The sequence below is a fragment of the Streptomyces sp. NPDC104202 genome (assembly GCF_055584185.1).
On the sequence record NZ_JBVJMN010000064.1, the window covers coordinates 35,259 to 51,808 of the forward strand.

Sequence of the window (16,550 nt, forward strand, 5' to 3'; positions counted from 1 at the left end):
GACGTGGGCGGCAGCGGTCCGGTGACGGACTCCCTCGCGCTCGCTGGGGGCTCAGTCCACCAGGACGCCCGGGTTGAGGATGCCGTGCGGGTCGAGGGCGCCCTTGGCGGCGCGGAGGGCGAGGGCGAAGGGCTCGGGGCGCTGGAGGTCGTAGAACGGGCGGTGGTCGCGGCCGACGGCGTGGTGGTGGGTGATGGTGGCGCGGTGACGGAGGAGGACCTCGCCCGCCACCGCCTTCAGCTCGTCCCAGAAGGCGACCTCGTCCCCGGGGCGGCCGGCGGCGAGCACGGTGAAATAGGGGGCCGCGCCGTCCGGGTAGACGTGGGTGAGGCGGCAGTTGACGGTGGCCGGATGGCCCGAGATCTTGAGGGCGGCCTCGGTGACCGACCTGCGGACGTCCTCGACGAGGGCGGGGACGCGGTCCCAGGTCGCCGCGGTCTCGAAGGTCTCCGCGACGGCGCCCATCCGGGCGAGGCCGTCCCGGAGGTAGGGCATCCGCAGGAACGCCGAGCGCCACGCGGTCACCGCCTCGTCGGCGGGGGCCCCGGCCTCGGAGGGTGCGGAGCGGCCGCCGTGGGAGCGGGCCAGGTCGACGGCCTGGGCGAGCCGGGCGTCGACCGGGGCGTCGGCGGACTCGAACCCCAGGACGAGGACGGCGGAGCCGTCCCGGGCGGCACCGGCCAGCGCGGCCTCGCCGGAGTCGAGCAGCCGGCAGTTGGCGGGGGCGAGGTCGGACTGCGCGAGGGCGCGGACCGCCGCGAGCGCGGCGGGGAAGGCGTCGAAGGCGAGCGAGGCGGACGCCTTGTGGACCGGGCGGGCCTGGAGCCGGACCCACGCCTCGGTGATGACGCCGAGCGCGCCTTCGGAGCCGAGGAACATCCGGTCCGGCGAGGGACCGGCGCCCGAGGCGGGCAGTCGCCAGGACGCGGCGGTGCCGGCGGGGGTGACCACCCGCAGGGACTGGACGAAGTCGTCGATGTGCGTCCGGCCGGTGGCGTAGTGGCCGCCCGCCCGGGTCGCGAGCCAGCCGCCGAGGGTGGAGAACTCGAAGCTCTGCGGGAAGTGCCGGAGGGTCAGGCCGTGCGGACGCAGCTGGTTCTCCAGGCCGGGTCCGAGCGTTCCGGCCTGGATGCGCGCGGCCCTGCCCTCCGGGTCGACCTCCAGCACCCGGTCCATCCTCGTCAGGTCGAGGGAGAGCACCGCGCGATGGCGGTCGCCCCGGTACTCGACCCCGCCCACGACGGATGATCCGCCGCCGAAGGGCACGACGGCGACGCGGTGTTCGCCGGCCCACTCCAGGAGGTCGGCGACCTCACGCTCCCGCGTCGGGAACGCGACCAGGTCGGGTATCCGGCGGGGGCGACCGCGCAGGGCGCGCGCGATGTCCCGGTACGCCTTGCCCATCGCGTGCGCCGCCCGGTCGGCCGGTTCGGCGCTGATCAGCCGCGCCAGGCCGGCGGGGGGCCGGACGGCGGGCGCCCCGATGCCCAGGTCGGCGATGCGGGGTACCGGGAGCGGGCGGGCCAGGGTGCCGGGCAGCAGCGCGCCCATCGCCACGCACTCGGCGTCGTCGGGGTGGGCGCTCTCCCACCCCCAGCCCCACCAGGACCGGAGGGGGGCGGACGGGATCGGCTGCGTCGTCGTGCCGGGCATGAGCGCTCCAGAGGCCGCGAGGGAATTTACCAAGAGGTAAATTACTTACTGATAATATCCGCGCATGGCAACCCCCCGTTCGAAGGCCGGCACCAAGGGCGTCCCCCGTCACGTACGGCTCCGGCAGATGCTGGAGGCCGCCACGGAGGAATTCGGCAGCCGGGGCTACGCCGCCGCCTCCCTGGCCGCCGTCGCGGAACGCGTCGGAGTCACCAAGACGCTGCTGCACCAGTACGTCGGCACCAAGGAAGACCTGTACGTCGCCTGCCTGGTGCCCGTCGGGGACGGGCTGCTCGACACGATCCGCACGGCCGTCGGCGAGGAGGGGGCGACCCCCCACACGCCCCTGCGGGTGCTCCGCGGCATCTTCGTGGCGCTGGAGGGACGCCGGGAGGCGTGGTTCGTCCTGTACGACCGTTCGCTGCCGCCCGGCGGCGAGGCCGCCCGGACGGCGGCCGCCTACCGGGCGGCCGTCGACGGCCTCGCGGCAGACGGCACCGCCGAGCTGCTGCGCGCCGCAGGGTCCACCGACCCCCTGGACGCCGACGCGCTCCGCCACGTCTGGACGGACCTGGTCGGCACCCTCGTCCGCTGGTGGGTCAAGCATCCCGAGGAGACGCCGGAGGCCATGACCCGGCGCTGCGCCCGCCTCTTCACCGTCGCCGCCGCGCTCGCGGTCGACCCTCCGCCCCCGGGGTGAGTGGGGCCACGCACCTCGCGCCGCCGGCCCCGCGCCCGTCGGACGGGTGTGCCGCGCGGAGTCCTTTCCCGCGCGGCATCCGACCCGGTCGGTGGGCTCAACGGGCCCGGAGCAGCACCGCGTCGCCCCAGGCGCCGTACGGGGTGCCCGACATCCCGCACGCGCCCTCCACCTTCTCGGCGGTCAGCCGCAGGGTGTCCACGCCGGTCAGGTCGATCTCGATGTCCGCCGTGGTCGCGCGGGTGACGCGGACCGCGGTCCGGGGCTTCCCGTCCGTCACGACCGCCATCTCGGCGACGATGTCGTCCGGTGTGTGCGGCTGGAGTCCGGCCTTCGCGACGAGCGCCTTGAACCGTCCGTTCAACGCGTAGGTCACGCTCGCCGGTTCGCCCTCGCAGCCGACCCAGGCCCCGGTGGACCGCGGGAAGCCGTCGCCCGCCAGGACGGCGTCGACGTGCTGCCCGGAGGAGCCGCCCTCCCGGTCGGTGGGCGTGAGGTCGAAGAGCGGCAGGGAGTCGGCCACGGTGTCGTGGCGCCACCGCACGGAGAGGTCGACGAGATCGGCCTCGCGGGTGCTGTCGTTCACCAGGAGGTCGCCGGCCTGGAGGGACCACTCGGCCACGCCGATGAAGTACAGGTAGCGGAGCGCCTTCACCGCTCCCAGCTGCTCCCGGGGCAGCCGCAGGCTGTCGGCGGACTGGTGGACGGCCCGTGCCGGGTCCACGCCCCAGGCCCTGACGCCCGCCTCCAGCGACTGCGCCAGGCAGTCGCGCAGTCCGGAGAGTTCGGCCGCGACGCCCGCCGCGTCGGCGTTCGCCGTGCGGTCGGCGGCCCCCCACACGGACGAGGAGGTCCGGCCGAGGCAGTCCGCGCCGGCGAGGCCGAGGCTCCTGCCGCCGCCCACCGGAACGTCGCCGCCCGCGGCGAGGAAGACCTCGGCGCTCAGCCACAGGGCGAGGGCCGCGGTGTCGCGCCGGGCCCATCCCTGGATGACGCCGGCCTGCCGGGCGGGCCGGTCGAAGACGACGGTGGCCGAGCCGCCGCCGATCAGCGGGACGCGGTTGCTCGCCCGTACCGCGCCGACCTGCTGGACCAGGCCGGAGACCCCGTCCGGCCACGTCGTGGAACGGACCGCGGCGTACGGCCGGTCGAAGACGACCGACACCGGATAGCCGCGGTTGTTGACGATCTCCAGGACCAGCCGGTCGCCCTCGCCGTGACCGCAGGCGAAGATCTGCGCGTTGTCGTCGGCCACGGTCGTGACGTCCTTGACCCACTCGGGGACCTTCGGCCGGCCCGAGCAGTCCGGCCGGGCGGCGCGGGTGCCGAGCAGCCGTCCCGCCTGGTACTCGGCCCAGGAGGCGGCGCCCGCCACGTCATCGGCGCGGTCGACGATCCACGTCTTCAGGGAGAAGCCCGCGAGCGTCCCCGTCAGGACCCGGGCGTCCGGGTCGGCCTCGGTCGCGACCGGGTACCACCTCTTCGTCTCCGGGTCGTAGGTGACGATCCGTGCCGTCGCCCCCTCGGGCACGGCCGCCGGGTCGTACGGCATCGTCAGCGTCACCTCCCCCGACGGCGGCACGTCCGCGTGCACGTCCCACACCGGCGCCGAGCGGGCGAGGGCGCCCAACTGCTCGACGGGCGCGTCCTTTTGCTCGGCGACGGCCACGCGCATGCCGACCGGCAGGGCCCCTCCCGCCACGCGCAGTCCGAGGCCGCGCGGCCCCTTCAGCGTCAGCCCTTCCGCCGTGACGGTCCCGGACGCGGCGGACGGCGGGGCCGAGGCGGACGCGGACGGGTGCTTGCCGTCCGACGCCCTGGTGCCGCCGTCCGCGCCGTTGCCGGACGAGCAGGCCGCGAGGGCCATGAGCAGACCGAGCGCCAGCAGTCTGCGGGACGCCGTCGCCCCACCCCGTCCGCGCGGTGCCGCGGCGGACCTCTTTCCGTACGAGATACCCGGCAAAACCACTCCTTCTGTCCCGAAGGCATGCACCGTGACACAGAGCACCTGAGTGACGGGCGGACTTGGCGGAATCGCAACACGACCGGCTCCGGGCCTTCCGGAACCCCGACGGGGAGGCAGCGCACCGAGGCACGGACCGCGCCCCCGAGCGGCGAAGACGCGGGCGCGCGGGGCCGACGGGACCGGGTACCGTCTTCGTCATGTCCTTCCAGGCACCGACCGACGAGTGAGAGCGTGACGGACTCCCGCTGACGGCCCTCGACGTCGCCGTGCCTGTCCCCCACCCGACGCGTCCGCAGAGCACGTCCCCTCACCACCGGGAGAACCCCGTGACCGACAGCAAGAACATCAACAACCCCGTGGGCCAGGGGGGCGGGCAGCGCAAGAGGCAGTCCCGCGCCGAGCGGCAGAACAACGGCCCGCACCGCAACCTCGACCGCAAGGGCGCGGCCGACCAGAAGGCGGACCTGGTGCGCAAGATGCGCGAGAAGGTGCACGGCACCGGCGGCGCCGCCGAGCCGGCGGGCGACGACGCCGCCGACAGCTGACGCACCGCCGCCCCCAGGGCGGCACCCACGGGACAGGGCCCGGACGGCCAGGCACCGTCCGGGCCCTGCCGCCGTACCCGGGATCCGCCACCGGCCCTCGTGGAAGCCGGCACCGGTCCCGGGCCTCAGGAAGGACACCGGCCGGGTCCGCCCCCGCGGACCCGCATCCGATCGCCGGGCACCGCGAGCGGAAGGCATCCCATGACCGAGGAGCGCACCGGCAGTCCGGGCGGCAGGGTCACGCTGCACACGGTCGCCTCGGGGGCCGGCGTCTCCGTCTCGACGGTGTCCAAGGTCCTCAACGGGCGCGCCGACGTGGCGGCCGGGACGAAGAGACGGGTCGAGGCCGTCGTGGACTCCCTCGGCTACCGGCGCCGGGCCGCCCGCCGTGGGGGTGGTGTCGTGGACCTCGTGCTCGACGATCTGGACGGCCTGTGGTCCGTCGAGATCATCCGGGGCGTGGAGACGACCCTGCACGAGGCAGGCGTCCGGATGGCACTGTCCGCCGTCCACGGCCGCGACCTCGGCCCCCACGGGTGGATCGACCGGCTCGCCGCGCGCCGCAGCAGCGGGGCCGTCCTCGTCGTGCCGGAGCTGACCGCGACGCAGCACCGGATGCTGACCGCGATGGACATCCCGTGCGTACGCGTCGGGCACGTCGGGCGCGTCGACGCGCCCGTCCCCACCTTCGGCGCCACGAACTGGGAGGGCGCGGTCGGCGCCACCGAGCATCTGACGGGGCTCGGGCACACCCGCATCGCCCATCTGGCCGGACCCCGGCAGCTGTCGTGCAGCCGGGCGCGCGCCGACGGCTACCGGGCCGCCATGGAACGGGCCGGGCTCCCCGTCCCGGAGGGGTTCGCGCCGCACGGGGCGTTCGACGACGCCTCGGGGCGGCGTGACACGGCCCGGTTGTTCGACGCCCTCGCGGCGGCGGGCGAGAAGCCGCCCACCGCCGTCTTCGCCGCCAGTGACCTCCAGGCGTTCGGCGCCATCGAGGCCCTGCGGGCCCGTGGCCGGCGGATCCCCGAGGACGTGAGCGTCGTCGGCTTCGACGACCTGCCCGTCGCCCGCCGGACCCACCCGCCGCTCACCACCGTGCGGCAGCCGTTGTTCGACATGGCCGCCCTCGCGGCCCGCACCCTGCTCCGGATCATCGACGGCGAGTCCGTCGCCCCACACCGCCTGGAACTCGCCACCCGGCTCGTCATCCGGGACACCACCGCGCCACCCGCCTGACCGGACAGCGGGACAGCGGGACGGCGGGACAGGACGGCCTGCCCGGACCTCACGCACCGGTCGCGTGGCCACCCACGACTCCGGGGCGTACGGGGCTCCGGAACGTACGGGCTTCGGGGCGTTCGGGGCTCCGTCGTGCACAGGCACCGGCCCGTACGGGTCACCGTTGCGCGGCCAGGGCACCGTGCCGCCGCGACCAGCCCCTCCCGGTCGCCCGTCGCCTCGGGCGGGACCTTCCCGCCGGTGGGCGCCGCCGCGCCCGCCCCGTCGACCCTCCGGCCCCACGGCGCGGGGACGGCCCCCGCCTTCGGCGCCCCGCGTGCGTGGCTCGAAAACGCGGCGCCCCTCTACCGGTAGAAGCGTCGAAAACCCGCGCATCCGTGCGCGCGGCTTCCCAGTGCGTTGCTTGGCATGCAACTGTCACGCATGGGAGCGCTCCCATCTCGACTTCCGTCCCCTTCTCCTCCCTGGACGGACGCGCGCCCGCATCCCCCGACCACCGCACGAAAGGGAACACGCGTGAACCTGTTCACCAGACGCCGGAGCCTCGCGATCCGCGCCGCGGGCGTGGCGAGCGTGATGGCCGTGGCCGTCGCCTCCGGCGGGCTCGCCGCCCACGCCGCCGGACCACCGTCCCCCGTACGCGCTTCCGCCGCGGCGGAGGTGCCCGCCCCGGCCGTCGCGACCGCCGCCGCCGGCGGGGACTGGCTGCACACCCAGGGGAACCAGATCGTCGACGAGAACGGCGACAAGGTCTGGCTGACCGGCACCAACTGGTTCGGCTTCAACGCCACCGAGCGGGTCTTCCACGGCCTGTGGTCCGGGAACATCACCGGCATCACCAAGTCGATGGCCGACCGCGGCATCAACATCGTCCGCGTCCCCGTCTCCACCCAGCTGCTGCTGGAGTGGAAGAACGGGCAGGCCGCCGTCCCCAGCGGCGTCAACACCTACGCCAACCCGGAGCTCAAGGACCTCACCACGCTCCAGGTCTTCGACTACTGGCTGGCGCTGTGCGAGCGGTACGGCATCAAGGTCCTGCTGGACGTCCACAGCGCGGAGGCCGACAACTCCGGCCACATCCATCCGGTGTGGTGGAAGGGCGCCGTCACGACCGAGCAGTTCTACGCGGCCTGGGAATGGGTGACGGCCCGGTACCGGAACAACGACACCATCGTCGCGATGGACGTCAAGAACGAACCGCACGGCAAACAGACGGAGAGTCCCCGCGCCAAGTGGGACGGCTCCACCGACCAGGACAACTTCAAGTACGCGTGCGAGACCGCCGGCAAGCGCATCCTGGCGGTCAACCCCAAGGTCCTGGTGCTGTGCGAGGGCATCGAGATCTACCCCCGCGCCGGAAAGTCCTGGACCTCCCAGGCGGAGACCGACTACCACTTCAACTGGTGGGGCGGAAACCTGCGCGGGGTCCGCGACCACCCGGTCGACCTCGGCGCGGGCAACTCCCAGCTCGTCTACTCCCCGCACGACTACGGGCCGCTGGTCTTCCAGCAGCCGTGGTTCAAAGGCGACTGGAACCGCACCACGCTGGAGCGCGACGTCTGGGACCCCAACTGGCTCTACCTGCACAAGGAGAACACCGCTCCGCTGCTCATCGGTGAGTGGGGCGGCCTCCTCGACAACGGCCCCAACCAGAAGTGGATGGTCGCCCTGCGCGATCTCGTCACCGAGCACCGCATCCACCAGACGTTCTGGTGCCTCAACCCCAACTCCGGTGACACCGGCGGCCTGTTGCTCAACGACTGGGCCACCTGGGACGAGGCCAAGTACGCACTGCTCAAGCCCGCGCTGTGGCAGAGCGGCGGCAAGTTCGTGGGCCTCGACCACCAGGTGAAGCTGGGCGGTGCCGGCAGCACGACCGGCATCAGCCTCGCCGACCTGTACGGCGGCGGCACCCCGGGCGGTGACACCCAGGCCCCCAGCGTCCCCGCCGCCCTGACCTCACCGGCGAGGACGAGCACGAGCGTGAGCCTGTCCTGGACCGCCTCGACCGACGACACCGGCGTGACCGGGTACGACGTCTACCGGGGCACCGCCAGGATCGGGACCTCCACCGGCGCGTCCTACACCGACTCGGGGCTCACCGCAGGCACGGCGTACACCTACACCGTGCGCGCCCGCGACGCCGCGGGCAACACCTCGGCCGCCTCGGCCCCGCTGACCGTCACCACCTCGACGAGCGGCGGCGGCGACACCACCGCCCCGTCCGTGCCCGGCAACCTCCGCGGCGGCGGCCGGACCACCACCGGCATCACCCTCGCCTGGGACGCCTCCACCGACGACACCGGGGTCACCTCCTATCTGGTGTTCCGCAACGGCGCCCAGGTCGCCTCCGTCACCGGGACCGGCCACGCCGACTCCGGCCTGACCCCGTCCACGGCCTACACGTACACCGTCAGAGCGCGCGACGCCGCGGGCAACACCTCCGCCCCCTCCGTCCCGCTCCAGGTCTCCACCGCGGACGAAACCGGCGGCGGCACGCCGCTCTCCCAGGGGAAGAACGCCTGGGCGTCCTCCACCGAGGCGGGCAACAACCCCGACAGGGCGGTGGACGGCAACGCCTCCACCCGCTGGGGGAGCGCCTTCCAGGACAACCAGTGGATCAACGTCGACCTCGGCGCGCGACGGAACGTCAGCCGCGTCGTCCTCGACTGGGAGGCGGCGTACGCCCGGGGCTACCGCGTGCAGGTCTCCGACGACCCGGACTTCGCCACCTGGACCGATCTGTACGCGACCGCGACCGGTGACGGGGGCACCGACACGCTGACCGTGAACGGCAGCGGGCGCTACGTCCGCGTCCTGGGCCAGAGCCGGGCCACCCCGTACGGGATCTCGCTGTACGAACTCCGCGTCTACGGCAGCTGACGCTTCCGCCCCGGGCCCGGGCGGGGCCGCTCCCCTCCGCCGACGGCCGCCGCCCGGGCCTCCCTCCCGTCTCACCCGCATCCTGCGATGCATGCCTCCCTTCCCCCAACTCCCGGAGAGGAAGCTCCCCTTGCCTCGGACGCACCACTCCCCCGCCACCGTCCCCGGCCCGCTCTCCCCCGTCCCCACCAGCGCCCCGACGTCACCCGCCACTCGTCCCGGTCGGCTCACGGGACCCGTCCCCGCCGTCCGCTCCGCCCTCGCCGTCGCCGTCCTCTCACTGCCGCGGCAGATCGGCGCGTTGCCGGCGGGTACGCTGCTCTGGGCGGCCTCCGCGGGACAGGGCGAGCCCGACCGGCGCATGGCGCTGCGGATCTGGCGCAGCGGCGACACCGGCCGCAGCTGGTCGTACCTCTCCTCCTGCGCCGTCGCCGGCGGCACGGGCGGTCTGTGGGAGCCGGAGTTCTCGGTCGCCGCGGACGGCGCCCTGGTCTGCCACTACGCCGACGAGACCGATCCCGCGCACAGCCAGCGGCTGTCCGCCGCCCGCAGTCACGACGGCGTGACGTGGCGGGACCACCACCCCACCGTCGCCTCCGCCCGGTTCGAGGACCGTCCCGGCATGCCGGTGGTGCGCCGGCTGCCCGACGGCTCGTTCCTCATGGCGTACGAGATCTGCGGCCCCGGCGGCCCGTACCAGTGCGCCGTGCACCTGCGCGCCTCGGCCGACGGCTGGAACTGGGGCGACGCCCCGGCCCTCGGCACCCGCCCCGAGACGGTCGACGGCCGTCGTCTCCGCGCCGCGCCCACCCTCGCCCGGGCGCCCTCCCCCGACGGCGCCCCGAACGGCCGGCTGCTCCTCGTCGCCCAGCGGCTGCTGAACCGCGACGGGAGCCCCGCCGCCGACAGCGGCCGTACCGTCCTGGCCAACACCGAGAACGGCACCGGCCCCTGGTACGAGGTCGAGGCGCCGGTCCGGGTCGACACGCCCGAGGCCGACCACTGCCGGAACTACAGCTCGCCCCTGGTTCCCTCCGCCGACGGCCGCCGGTTCCTGGAGATCGCGACCGACTGGTCCGGCCCGGACTGCCGACCGTACGTCGCCACCGGCTCGGCCGCCGGGACGGGCGACGCGGCCGGGGTGACCGACGGCGCCGCGTACCGCCTGCTCAACGCCAACAGCGGCCACTGCCTCGACGTGGCGGGAGACGGGCGCGAGGCGGGCGTCGACGTCCGGCAGTGGACCTGCAACGGCCTCGGTCCGCAGGCTTGGACCCTGCGCACACGAGGCGGCGGGCAGTACGTCCTCACGGCCCACAACAGCGGCCACTGCCTCGACCTGGAGAACGGCTCCGCCGTCCCGGGCGCGAACGTCCGCCCGTGGTACTGCAACGCCCAGGCGTCCCAGGACTGGCGGCTGGTCAACGCCGGGCGCGGCGCCTACCGGCTCGTGTCGCGCGCGAGCGGCCAGTGCCTCGACGTGGCCCAGGGCGCGCGGCAGTCCGGCGCGGACGTGCGCCAGTGGACCTGCAACGGCCTCCAGCCCCAGCTCTGGATCCTCCAGCACCTCTCACCTCCGGACCCTTCCCCCGGCGCGAAGGGCCCCACGCCCCCGCGCTCCCCCGCCCCTCCCCTTCCTCTCCACCCCCACGAAAGGCGACCCATGCCCCGGACACCGACACCCTCCGACCGCCGCACGCCCCTGTGGGCGGCCGTGTTCGCGCTCCTCGCCGCGCTCCTCGGCTCGCTCGTGACGGCCGCGCCGCCCGCCGGGGCCGCCCCCGTCCTCTGCGACCCGTACGCCTCCACGACGATCCAGGGAGGCCGGTACGTCGTCCAGAACAACCGGTGGGGTGCCGCCACCCGCCAGTGCGTCGACGTCCGTGAGCGGGGCTTCGCCGTGACGGTCGCGGAGCACGACAACCCCACGAACAACGTGCCGGCCGGATACCCCTCCCTCTACGCGGGCTGCCACTACGGCAACTGCACCACCGGCAGCGGGCTGCCCCGCCGGGTCTCCGAGTCCGGTGCCGCCCGGAGCTCCGTGACCATGACCCGCCCCGCTTCCGGCGAGTGGAACGCCTCGTACGACATCTGGTTCGACCCGACGCCCCGCACCGACGGGCAGAACACCGGCGCCGAACTGATGATCTGGCTCGACCACCGCGGCCGCCCGCAGCCCATCGGCTCCCGCGTCGCCACCGCCACCGTCGAGGGCGCCACCTGGGACGTGTGGACCGGGAACATCGGCTGGAACGTCATCTCCTACGTCCGCACCAGCGGCACCGGCTCCCTGGACTTCGCCCTCCGTTCCTTCATCGACGACGCGGTCTCGCGCGGCCAGATCCAGTCCTCCTGGTACATGACCAGCGTCCAGGCGGGCTTCGAGCCGTGGGTCGGCGGCGCCGGCCTCGCCGTCGACGACTTCTCCTTCACCGCCGACGGCGGATCCTCCGGATCGCGCACCCTCGTCGGACGCCAGAGCAAGCGCTGCCTCGACGTCGTCGACGGCAACCCGGCCAACGGGACCCCCGTCATCCTGTGGGACTGCTGGGGTGGCGAGAACATGAAGTGGGACCTGCGATGAGACGCCGCACGCTCCCCGCCGGCCGCGACGCCCTGCTCGCCGCGGCCGTGCTCACCCTCGGCATCGCCGCCCCCGGTCCCGTACCGCACGCGTCCGTGGCGGCCGGCCGTACGTCGGGAAGGGCGCCGACGACTGGATGGGCCAGGTGGACAGCGCCACCCGCTCCCTCCAGAAGTACATAAACGTCCTGCACGCGGCGGCCCCGCTGAACGAGCCGGACGACGAACTCGGCCCGCAGGCCGGCAGCCCGTTCATGACCGACCCCCGGGTCCCCGGCGGCTGGGCCGACGCCACGATGCGCACGGGGCACCCCGACGGGGGCGACTCGGTCGGCGTCGCCCCCGTCTGGGGGCCGGTGTCAGGCCGGGCCTGGCGCCGAGGACGCGGTGGCGTCCGCGCGGCCTTGCGGGGCCGTGGCGGCGCGGACGGCGGCGGCGTCGGCACCGCCGTGCCGTTCCGCCCAGGTCTCCAGCGCGGCGCGGCAGGCATGGTCCAGGTGGTGGACGCCTGAGAGGTCGAGGGTGACCCGGCGGTCGTGCGGGAGGGCTTCCAGGCTGTCGAGTATCTGGGGCAGACGGAGGAAGGTGACGGTTCCCTGGAGGCGTACGCGGACGGTGTCGCGGCCGTCGTCGGTGTGCTCGATCCGCAGCTGCGAGGACTCCCAGGCGGCCTTCGCCACCGACAGGACCAGCCCGATCAGAACGCCTTCGAACATGCCGACGGAGACGATCGCGGCCGCGGTGACGACGAGGACGAGGGCCTCGCCGCGGTGACGCCGCCAGAGGGCCAGGACGTTCCTGAAGGGGATGAGCTTCCAGCCGGCGTGCACGAGGATCCCGGCCAGGGCGGCGAGCGGGACGTACGCGAGGACGGCGGGCAGCAGGGCGACGAAGAGCAGCAGCCAGCCGCCGTGCAGGACGCGGGACGCCTTCGTGCGGGCGCCCGCCTCGACGTTGGCCGAGCTGCGGACGATGACCGCGGTGAGCGGCAGGGCACCGAGGAGTCCGCACAGCGTGTTGCCGGCGCCCTGGGCCACCAGTTCCCGGTCGTAGTCGGTGCGCGGACCGGAGTGGAGCCGGTCGACCGCTGCCGCGCTGAAGAGCGATTCGGCGGAGGCGATCAGCGCGAAGGCGAGGACCGTGCCGAGGAGGGCCGGGTCCGCGAGCGACGAGAGTGCCTCCGAGCCGGGCAGGTGTACGGCCTCCAGGAAGCCGCTGACCCGCACGGTCTCCACCGGGAGGCCGAACGCGGCCGTCGCGAGGGAGGCGAGGAGAACCGCCACCAGCGCGCCGGGCACGGCCCGGGCACGGCGCGGCATCCGTCGCCAGCCGACGACGACGAGGACGGTGCCGGCGCCCACGGCGAGGGACACGAGGGCCGTGCGGCTCCCCAGGGCCTCGACGAGGGCTCCCGGCAGGCCGGTGAGCTTGTCGAGGCCGGAGTCCGGGGCGGGAACGCCCGCCGCGGAGTAGAGCTGCCCGGCGATGATGACCAGGCCGATGCCCGCGAGCATGCCCTCGACGACGGACAGCGAGATCGCGCGGAACCAACGGCCCCAGCGGAGGAGACCCATGGCGATCTGCAGCACGCCGGCCGCCAGCACGATGACGCCGAGCGCGGCGAGTCCGAAGGCCCGGACCGCCTCCAGGACCAGGACGGTGAGCCCGGCGGCGGGACCCGAGACCTGGAGGCTGCTGCCCCGCATCAGGCCGGTGACGAGGCCGCCGACGATGCCGGTGACGAGGCCGAGTTCGGCCGGCACGCCCGAGGCGACGGCGACGCCGATGCAGAGCGGGAGGGCGACGAGGAAGACGACGAGCGAGGCGGCGACGTCCTGGCGCAGGAAGGGGAAGGAGCGGGGCATCCGGACGTCCTTCCTCACAGCGCCTCGAAGGAGTCGGTCCCGGAGCGGTACTCCAGGACGGAACCGGTGTGGACCTCGTAGAACCAGCCGCGCAGCCGCAGCCGGCCGTCCGCCAGCCGGCGTTCCACGCACGGGTAGGAGCGCAGGCGGAGCAGCTGGGCGAGGACGTGTCCGTGGACGGCGTCGGTGACGGCCGGGTCGTCGGCGCGGCCCGGTGCGCCGTCGGGGGCGGCGTGGGCGAGCCAGTCCCGGACGGCCGGCACGGCGCTGAGGTCGTCGCCGCGGACGAGGGAGCCCACGGCGCCGCAGTGGGAGTGGCCGCAGACGACGACGTCCTCGACGCCGAGGACCTCCACGGCGTACTCGACGGTGGCGGCCTCGCCGCTGGGGTTGCCCGTGCCGTACGGGGGCACGATGCCGCCCGCCGTGCGCAGCTCGAAGAGCTGGCCGGGCCGGGCGCCGGTGATCAGGGCCGGTACGACCCTGGAGTCGGAGCAGGTGACGAACAGGACGCCCGGGGTCTGGCCCGCGGCGTGCGCGGCGAACTCCTCAGGGTGCCGTCCGAAACGGCGGGCATGGTCGATGAGGGGCTGCATGAATGATTCCTCCTGGCGCGCCGTGGGGGGCGCGTCGGACTGACAGGTCGGCGCGGGTGGGCACCGTCCGTCAGCAGCGGAACACCTGCAGTGTGGAGGAGTCGTGGGAGGCGAGCGGTCTCGGCCGGGCGTCCGCGCCGCCGGGACGGCCGAGCGGCGGCTCCGGGAGCGGGGCGGCGTGCGTGACCAGGGGCGCGCGGGGAGGGACCGAGGTGGAGGTGAGGGGTCGCCTCCGGTCGCGGTGGAGGACGTTCCCGCCGGGGGCGTCGGCTTCGCCGCGCGTCTGCCCGGACTCGGACTCGGCCGTCGCCACGACGCTCTGCGCGCAGGGGCGGTGCAGCTGGGTCGCGGCCCCGGCGGGGGTGAGGTGGAGGCCGGCGCAGACGAGGGCGAGGGCGAGGAGGAAGGCCGCGCGCAGTACGGCGGTCACGCGGACGGACGACATCTCGGCGTCCCTCCCTCCGGTCGCGTCATGATCGGACTTCGCCAAAGCAAGGCCAAGGGCGAGTCAAAGAAGAGTAATGCGCCCAAGTGGACAGCATTCCGCAACGACCGTGCCCCACCAAGGTTTTCGAATGGAATCAGCCGCATGTTGACGCGAACGGCGGCATGGACACCCGCGGCCCAGTCCGTCCGTCAGCCCGTCAGCCAGTCCGTCCGTCGGCCCACCAGTCCGTCAGCCCCTCAGCCCGTCAGTCCGTCAGCCCGTCAGTCCGTCAGCCCCTCAGCCCGTCAGTCCGTCAGCCCGTCAGCCCGTCAGCCCGTCAGCCCGTCAGCCCGTCAGTCACAGCAGTCGCAGCAGCACTTGCAGGGGTTGCAGCAGCCCCCGCCACCTCCGTCGCATGAGCCCCCGCCGGAACCACCGGAGCCGGAGCCGCCACCGGAGCGGCCTCCTCCCGAACCACCGAACGACCCGCCCGAGTTGCCCCCGCCGTGCCCGCCGAACCAGCCGTCGCCCCCGGAACCGTCCCGGCCGGAGCCCTCCCGGCCGGAACCGTCACGCCCGGAGGAATCACGGCCCGAGCCGCCGTTGCCACCGCCGTTGCCGTCGCCGAACTGCCACTCCCCCTCGCCCGGGTCCGCGTCGTCGTCACAGCGGCAGCAGTGGTAGCAGAGCCGGCAGTCGCCGCACAGGCGTCCCACCGCCCGGCACCGCCGGCACTCCCCCTCCGGCGGCCGCCCCGACGCCGTCGCCGCGCCCGCCGGGACCGTGCCGGTGAGCGCACCGACGCCACAGGCCGCGCCCGTGCCGGACACCGGGGGCTCTTCCGTGGCCGTACGGCGGCCCAGCCACGGCAGCGTCTGCAGGCCGCGCGCCTGGCGGCCGTGCCGGTGGTGGCGGTGCCGAGCGTCGAAGACCCGGTCGACGGCGCGCTCCAACTCGCCGCCCAGCAGGGCCTGCACGAGCCGTCCGTCGACGAACTCGGCGTCGGACAGGGAGAGCCGGATGCCGTGGACGGCGTCGTCGCAGAGCCTGCGCACCTCGGCGCGGTCCGCGCCGGTCACGGCGACCGGGTTCCACGCCCCCGACGCATCGTCCGCGTCCAGGTCCTCCACCGCGTCCAGCAGATGCGCCAGACGGCCGAAGAGACGGCCGGCCTCCGCCAGCGGTTCCGCGTTGCCCGGGCGGTCCGTGAGGACGGCGGTGTAGGCGAACGCGGCGGCGGTCGCGGTCTCCGTGGGCTCCGTGACGGTCAGCAGCGAGCCGCCCCGGCCGGTGGCCCGCTCGATCTCCGGCTGACGCTCGACCGCCTCGATCAGCACCGAGGTGTCGAACCCGAGCCGCTCGCCGCCCACGGCGCCCGCGCGGTCCCAGCCCCGGGCGATCCTGCGCGCGGCGAGCGCCACCGGGCGACGCGCCAGCAGGCCGTCGCCGTCGGCCACATGGTCGCGGATCTTCGCCGCGGCCAGGACCAGCGACACGGTCGCCGCCAGGCGGGCGCCCTCGCCCTGTGCCACGTCCGCCGACCGCATGCCGCGCAGCGGGCAGGGCCCGGCGCCGCGCCGCCAGTCGCCGGTCCGCTCGGACTGCGCCTCGGTCAGGACCGACACGATCAGGCCGTCGTAGTTGGTGGCCACCCTGGCGAACTGCCCGTACTCCCCGCGCAGCGTGAGGCACAGCCCGCACAGGTGGGCCATCCACTCGGTCCGCAGCCCCTCGCCCAGCCGATGCCGGCACGGCCTGATGATTCCGAACACCGTAGAACTCCCCCGCCCCCGTAGAACAGCCACCCCGGACGCATCCGGCCGGGCGGCTCACGGACCCGGGGACCGCGCGACGCCGACGACCTCGTACGGCGTCCGCTGTGTGCGCCATCGCAGCGCGGTCGACATCCTAGGGGGTGCGTTCCGGGACGTCGCCGGGCAGGGCGCACGCGGGCTCGGGAGCGTGTTCACCGGGAGGAAGGACACGAAGGAGGGGTGGGGGGGGGGGGGGGGGGGGGGCCCCCCCCCCCCCCCCCCCCCCCCCCCCCCCCCCCCCCGACGGGGTTCCGTTTTTTTTGTTCTGAGAAA

General features: G+C 74.6%; 11 protein-coding genes. 5 read left to right on the forward strand and 6 right to left on the reverse strand.

Annotated features, from left to right (window positions below; all coding sequences use genetic code 11):
- Window positions 1-51: 51 nt before the first annotated feature.
- The gene (locus ACZ60W_RS30975) at window positions 52-1,653 is read right to left on the reverse strand and encodes an FAD-binding oxidoreductase (protein ID WP_469758715.1); all 1,602 of its coding nucleotides are present in this window, start codon (window positions 1,651-1,653) and stop codon (window positions 52-54) included.
- Between the two features lie 64 nt (window positions 1,654-1,717).
- Here ACZ60W_RS30975 and ACZ60W_RS30980 point away from each other — a divergent pair, with 64 nt between their 5' ends.
- Window positions 1,718-2,353, forward strand: a complete 636-nt coding sequence (locus ACZ60W_RS30980) for a TetR/AcrR family transcriptional regulator (protein WP_469758716.1) — start codon at window positions 1,718-1,720, stop codon at window positions 2,351-2,353.
- Window positions 2,354-2,450: 97 nt separating this feature from the next.
- Here ACZ60W_RS30980 and ACZ60W_RS30985 read toward each other — a convergent pair whose 3' ends face one another.
- The gene (locus tag ACZ60W_RS30985; RefSeq protein ID WP_469758717.1) at window positions 2,451-4,316 is read right to left on the reverse strand and encodes an NPCBM/NEW2 domain-containing protein; all 1,866 of its coding nucleotides are present in this window, start codon (window positions 4,314-4,316) and stop codon (window positions 2,451-2,453) included.
- Window positions 4,317-4,645: 329 nt separating this feature from the next.
- On the opposite strand from ACZ60W_RS30985, the gene ACZ60W_RS30990 reads away from it, so the two are divergent.
- From ACZ60W_RS30990 to ACZ60W_RS31005, 4 genes are all read left to right on the forward strand, one after another.
- Window positions 4,646-4,864 (forward strand): DUF6243 family protein, encoded by a 219-nt coding sequence (locus tag ACZ60W_RS30990; protein WP_469758718.1) that lies wholly within the window; start codon window positions 4,646-4,648, stop codon window positions 4,862-4,864.
- Window positions 4,865-5,065: 201 nt separating this feature from the next.
- Window positions 5,066-6,103 carry a LacI family DNA-binding transcriptional regulator gene (locus tag ACZ60W_RS30995; protein ID WP_469758719.1) on the forward strand — a complete coding sequence of 346 codons (1,038 nt, stop codon included), beginning with the start codon at window positions 5,066-5,068 and terminating at the stop codon, window positions 6,101-6,103.
- Between the two features lie 519 nt (window positions 6,104-6,622).
- Window positions 6,623-8,989, forward strand: coding sequence for a cellulase family glycosylhydrolase (locus tag ACZ60W_RS31000; protein WP_469758720.1), 2,367 nt, complete (start codon window positions 6,623-6,625; stop codon window positions 8,987-8,989).
- A gap of 130 nt (window positions 8,990-9,119) precedes the next feature.
- Window positions 9,120-11,576: an RICIN domain-containing protein gene (locus ACZ60W_RS31005; RefSeq protein ID WP_469758721.1), complete on the forward strand. Its 2,457-nt coding sequence runs from the start codon at window positions 9,120-9,122 to the stop codon at window positions 11,574-11,576.
- A gap of 358 nt (window positions 11,577-11,934) precedes the next feature.
- On the opposite strand, the gene ACZ60W_RS31010 is transcribed toward ACZ60W_RS31005, so the two are convergent.
- The 4 genes from ACZ60W_RS31010 to ACZ60W_RS31025 all read right to left on the reverse strand — a co-directional run bounded on the left by ACZ60W_RS31010 (window position 11,935) and on the right by ACZ60W_RS31025 (window position 16,235).
- Window positions 11,935-13,440 (reverse strand): SulP family inorganic anion transporter, encoded by a 1,506-nt coding sequence (locus ACZ60W_RS31010; RefSeq protein ID WP_469758722.1) that lies wholly within the window; start codon window positions 13,438-13,440, stop codon window positions 11,935-11,937.
- 14 nt (window positions 13,441-13,454) lie between these two features.
- Entirely contained in the window at window positions 13,455-14,036 is a 582-nt protein-coding gene (locus ACZ60W_RS31015; RefSeq protein WP_469758723.1) for a carbonic anhydrase, read from the reverse strand.
- Window positions 14,037-14,106: 70 nt separating this feature from the next.
- Complete coding sequence (locus ACZ60W_RS31020) at window positions 14,107-14,481, reverse strand: hypothetical protein (RefSeq protein WP_469758724.1); 375 nt, start codon at window positions 14,479-14,481, stop codon at window positions 14,107-14,109.
- Between the two features lie 335 nt (window positions 14,482-14,816).
- Window positions 14,817-16,235, reverse strand: coding sequence for a DUF5685 family protein (locus tag ACZ60W_RS31025; RefSeq protein WP_469758725.1), 1,419 nt, complete (start codon window positions 16,233-16,235; stop codon window positions 14,817-14,819).
- Window positions 16,236-16,550: the final 315 nt, after the last annotated feature.

What these genes read in the sequence shown, in the direction of transcription:
- ACZ60W_RS30995 (WP_469758719.1), top strand. Translation starts at nt 5,066, where the DNA reads ATGACCGAGGAGCGCACCGGCAGTCCGGGCGGCAGGGTCACGCTGCAC.
- ACZ60W_RS31020 (WP_469758724.1), bottom strand. Translation starts at nt 14,481, where the DNA reads ATGTCGTCCGTCCGCGTGACCGCCGTACTGCGCGCGGCCTTCCTCCTC.
- ACZ60W_RS31010 (WP_469758722.1), bottom strand. Translation starts at nt 13,440, where the DNA reads ATGCCCCGCTCCTTCCCCTTCCTGCGCCAGGACGTCGCCGCCTCGCTC.
- ACZ60W_RS30975 (WP_469758715.1), bottom strand. Translation starts at nt 1,653, where the DNA reads ATGCCCGGCACGACGACGCAGCCGATCCCGTCCGCCCCCCTCCGGTCC.
- ACZ60W_RS30980 (WP_469758716.1), top strand. Translation starts at nt 1,718, where the DNA reads ATGGCAACCCCCCGTTCGAAGGCCGGCACCAAGGGCGTCCCCCGTCAC.
- ACZ60W_RS31015 (WP_469758723.1), bottom strand. Translation starts at nt 14,036, where the DNA reads ATGCAGCCCCTCATCGACCATGCCCGCCGTTTCGGACGGCACCCTGAG.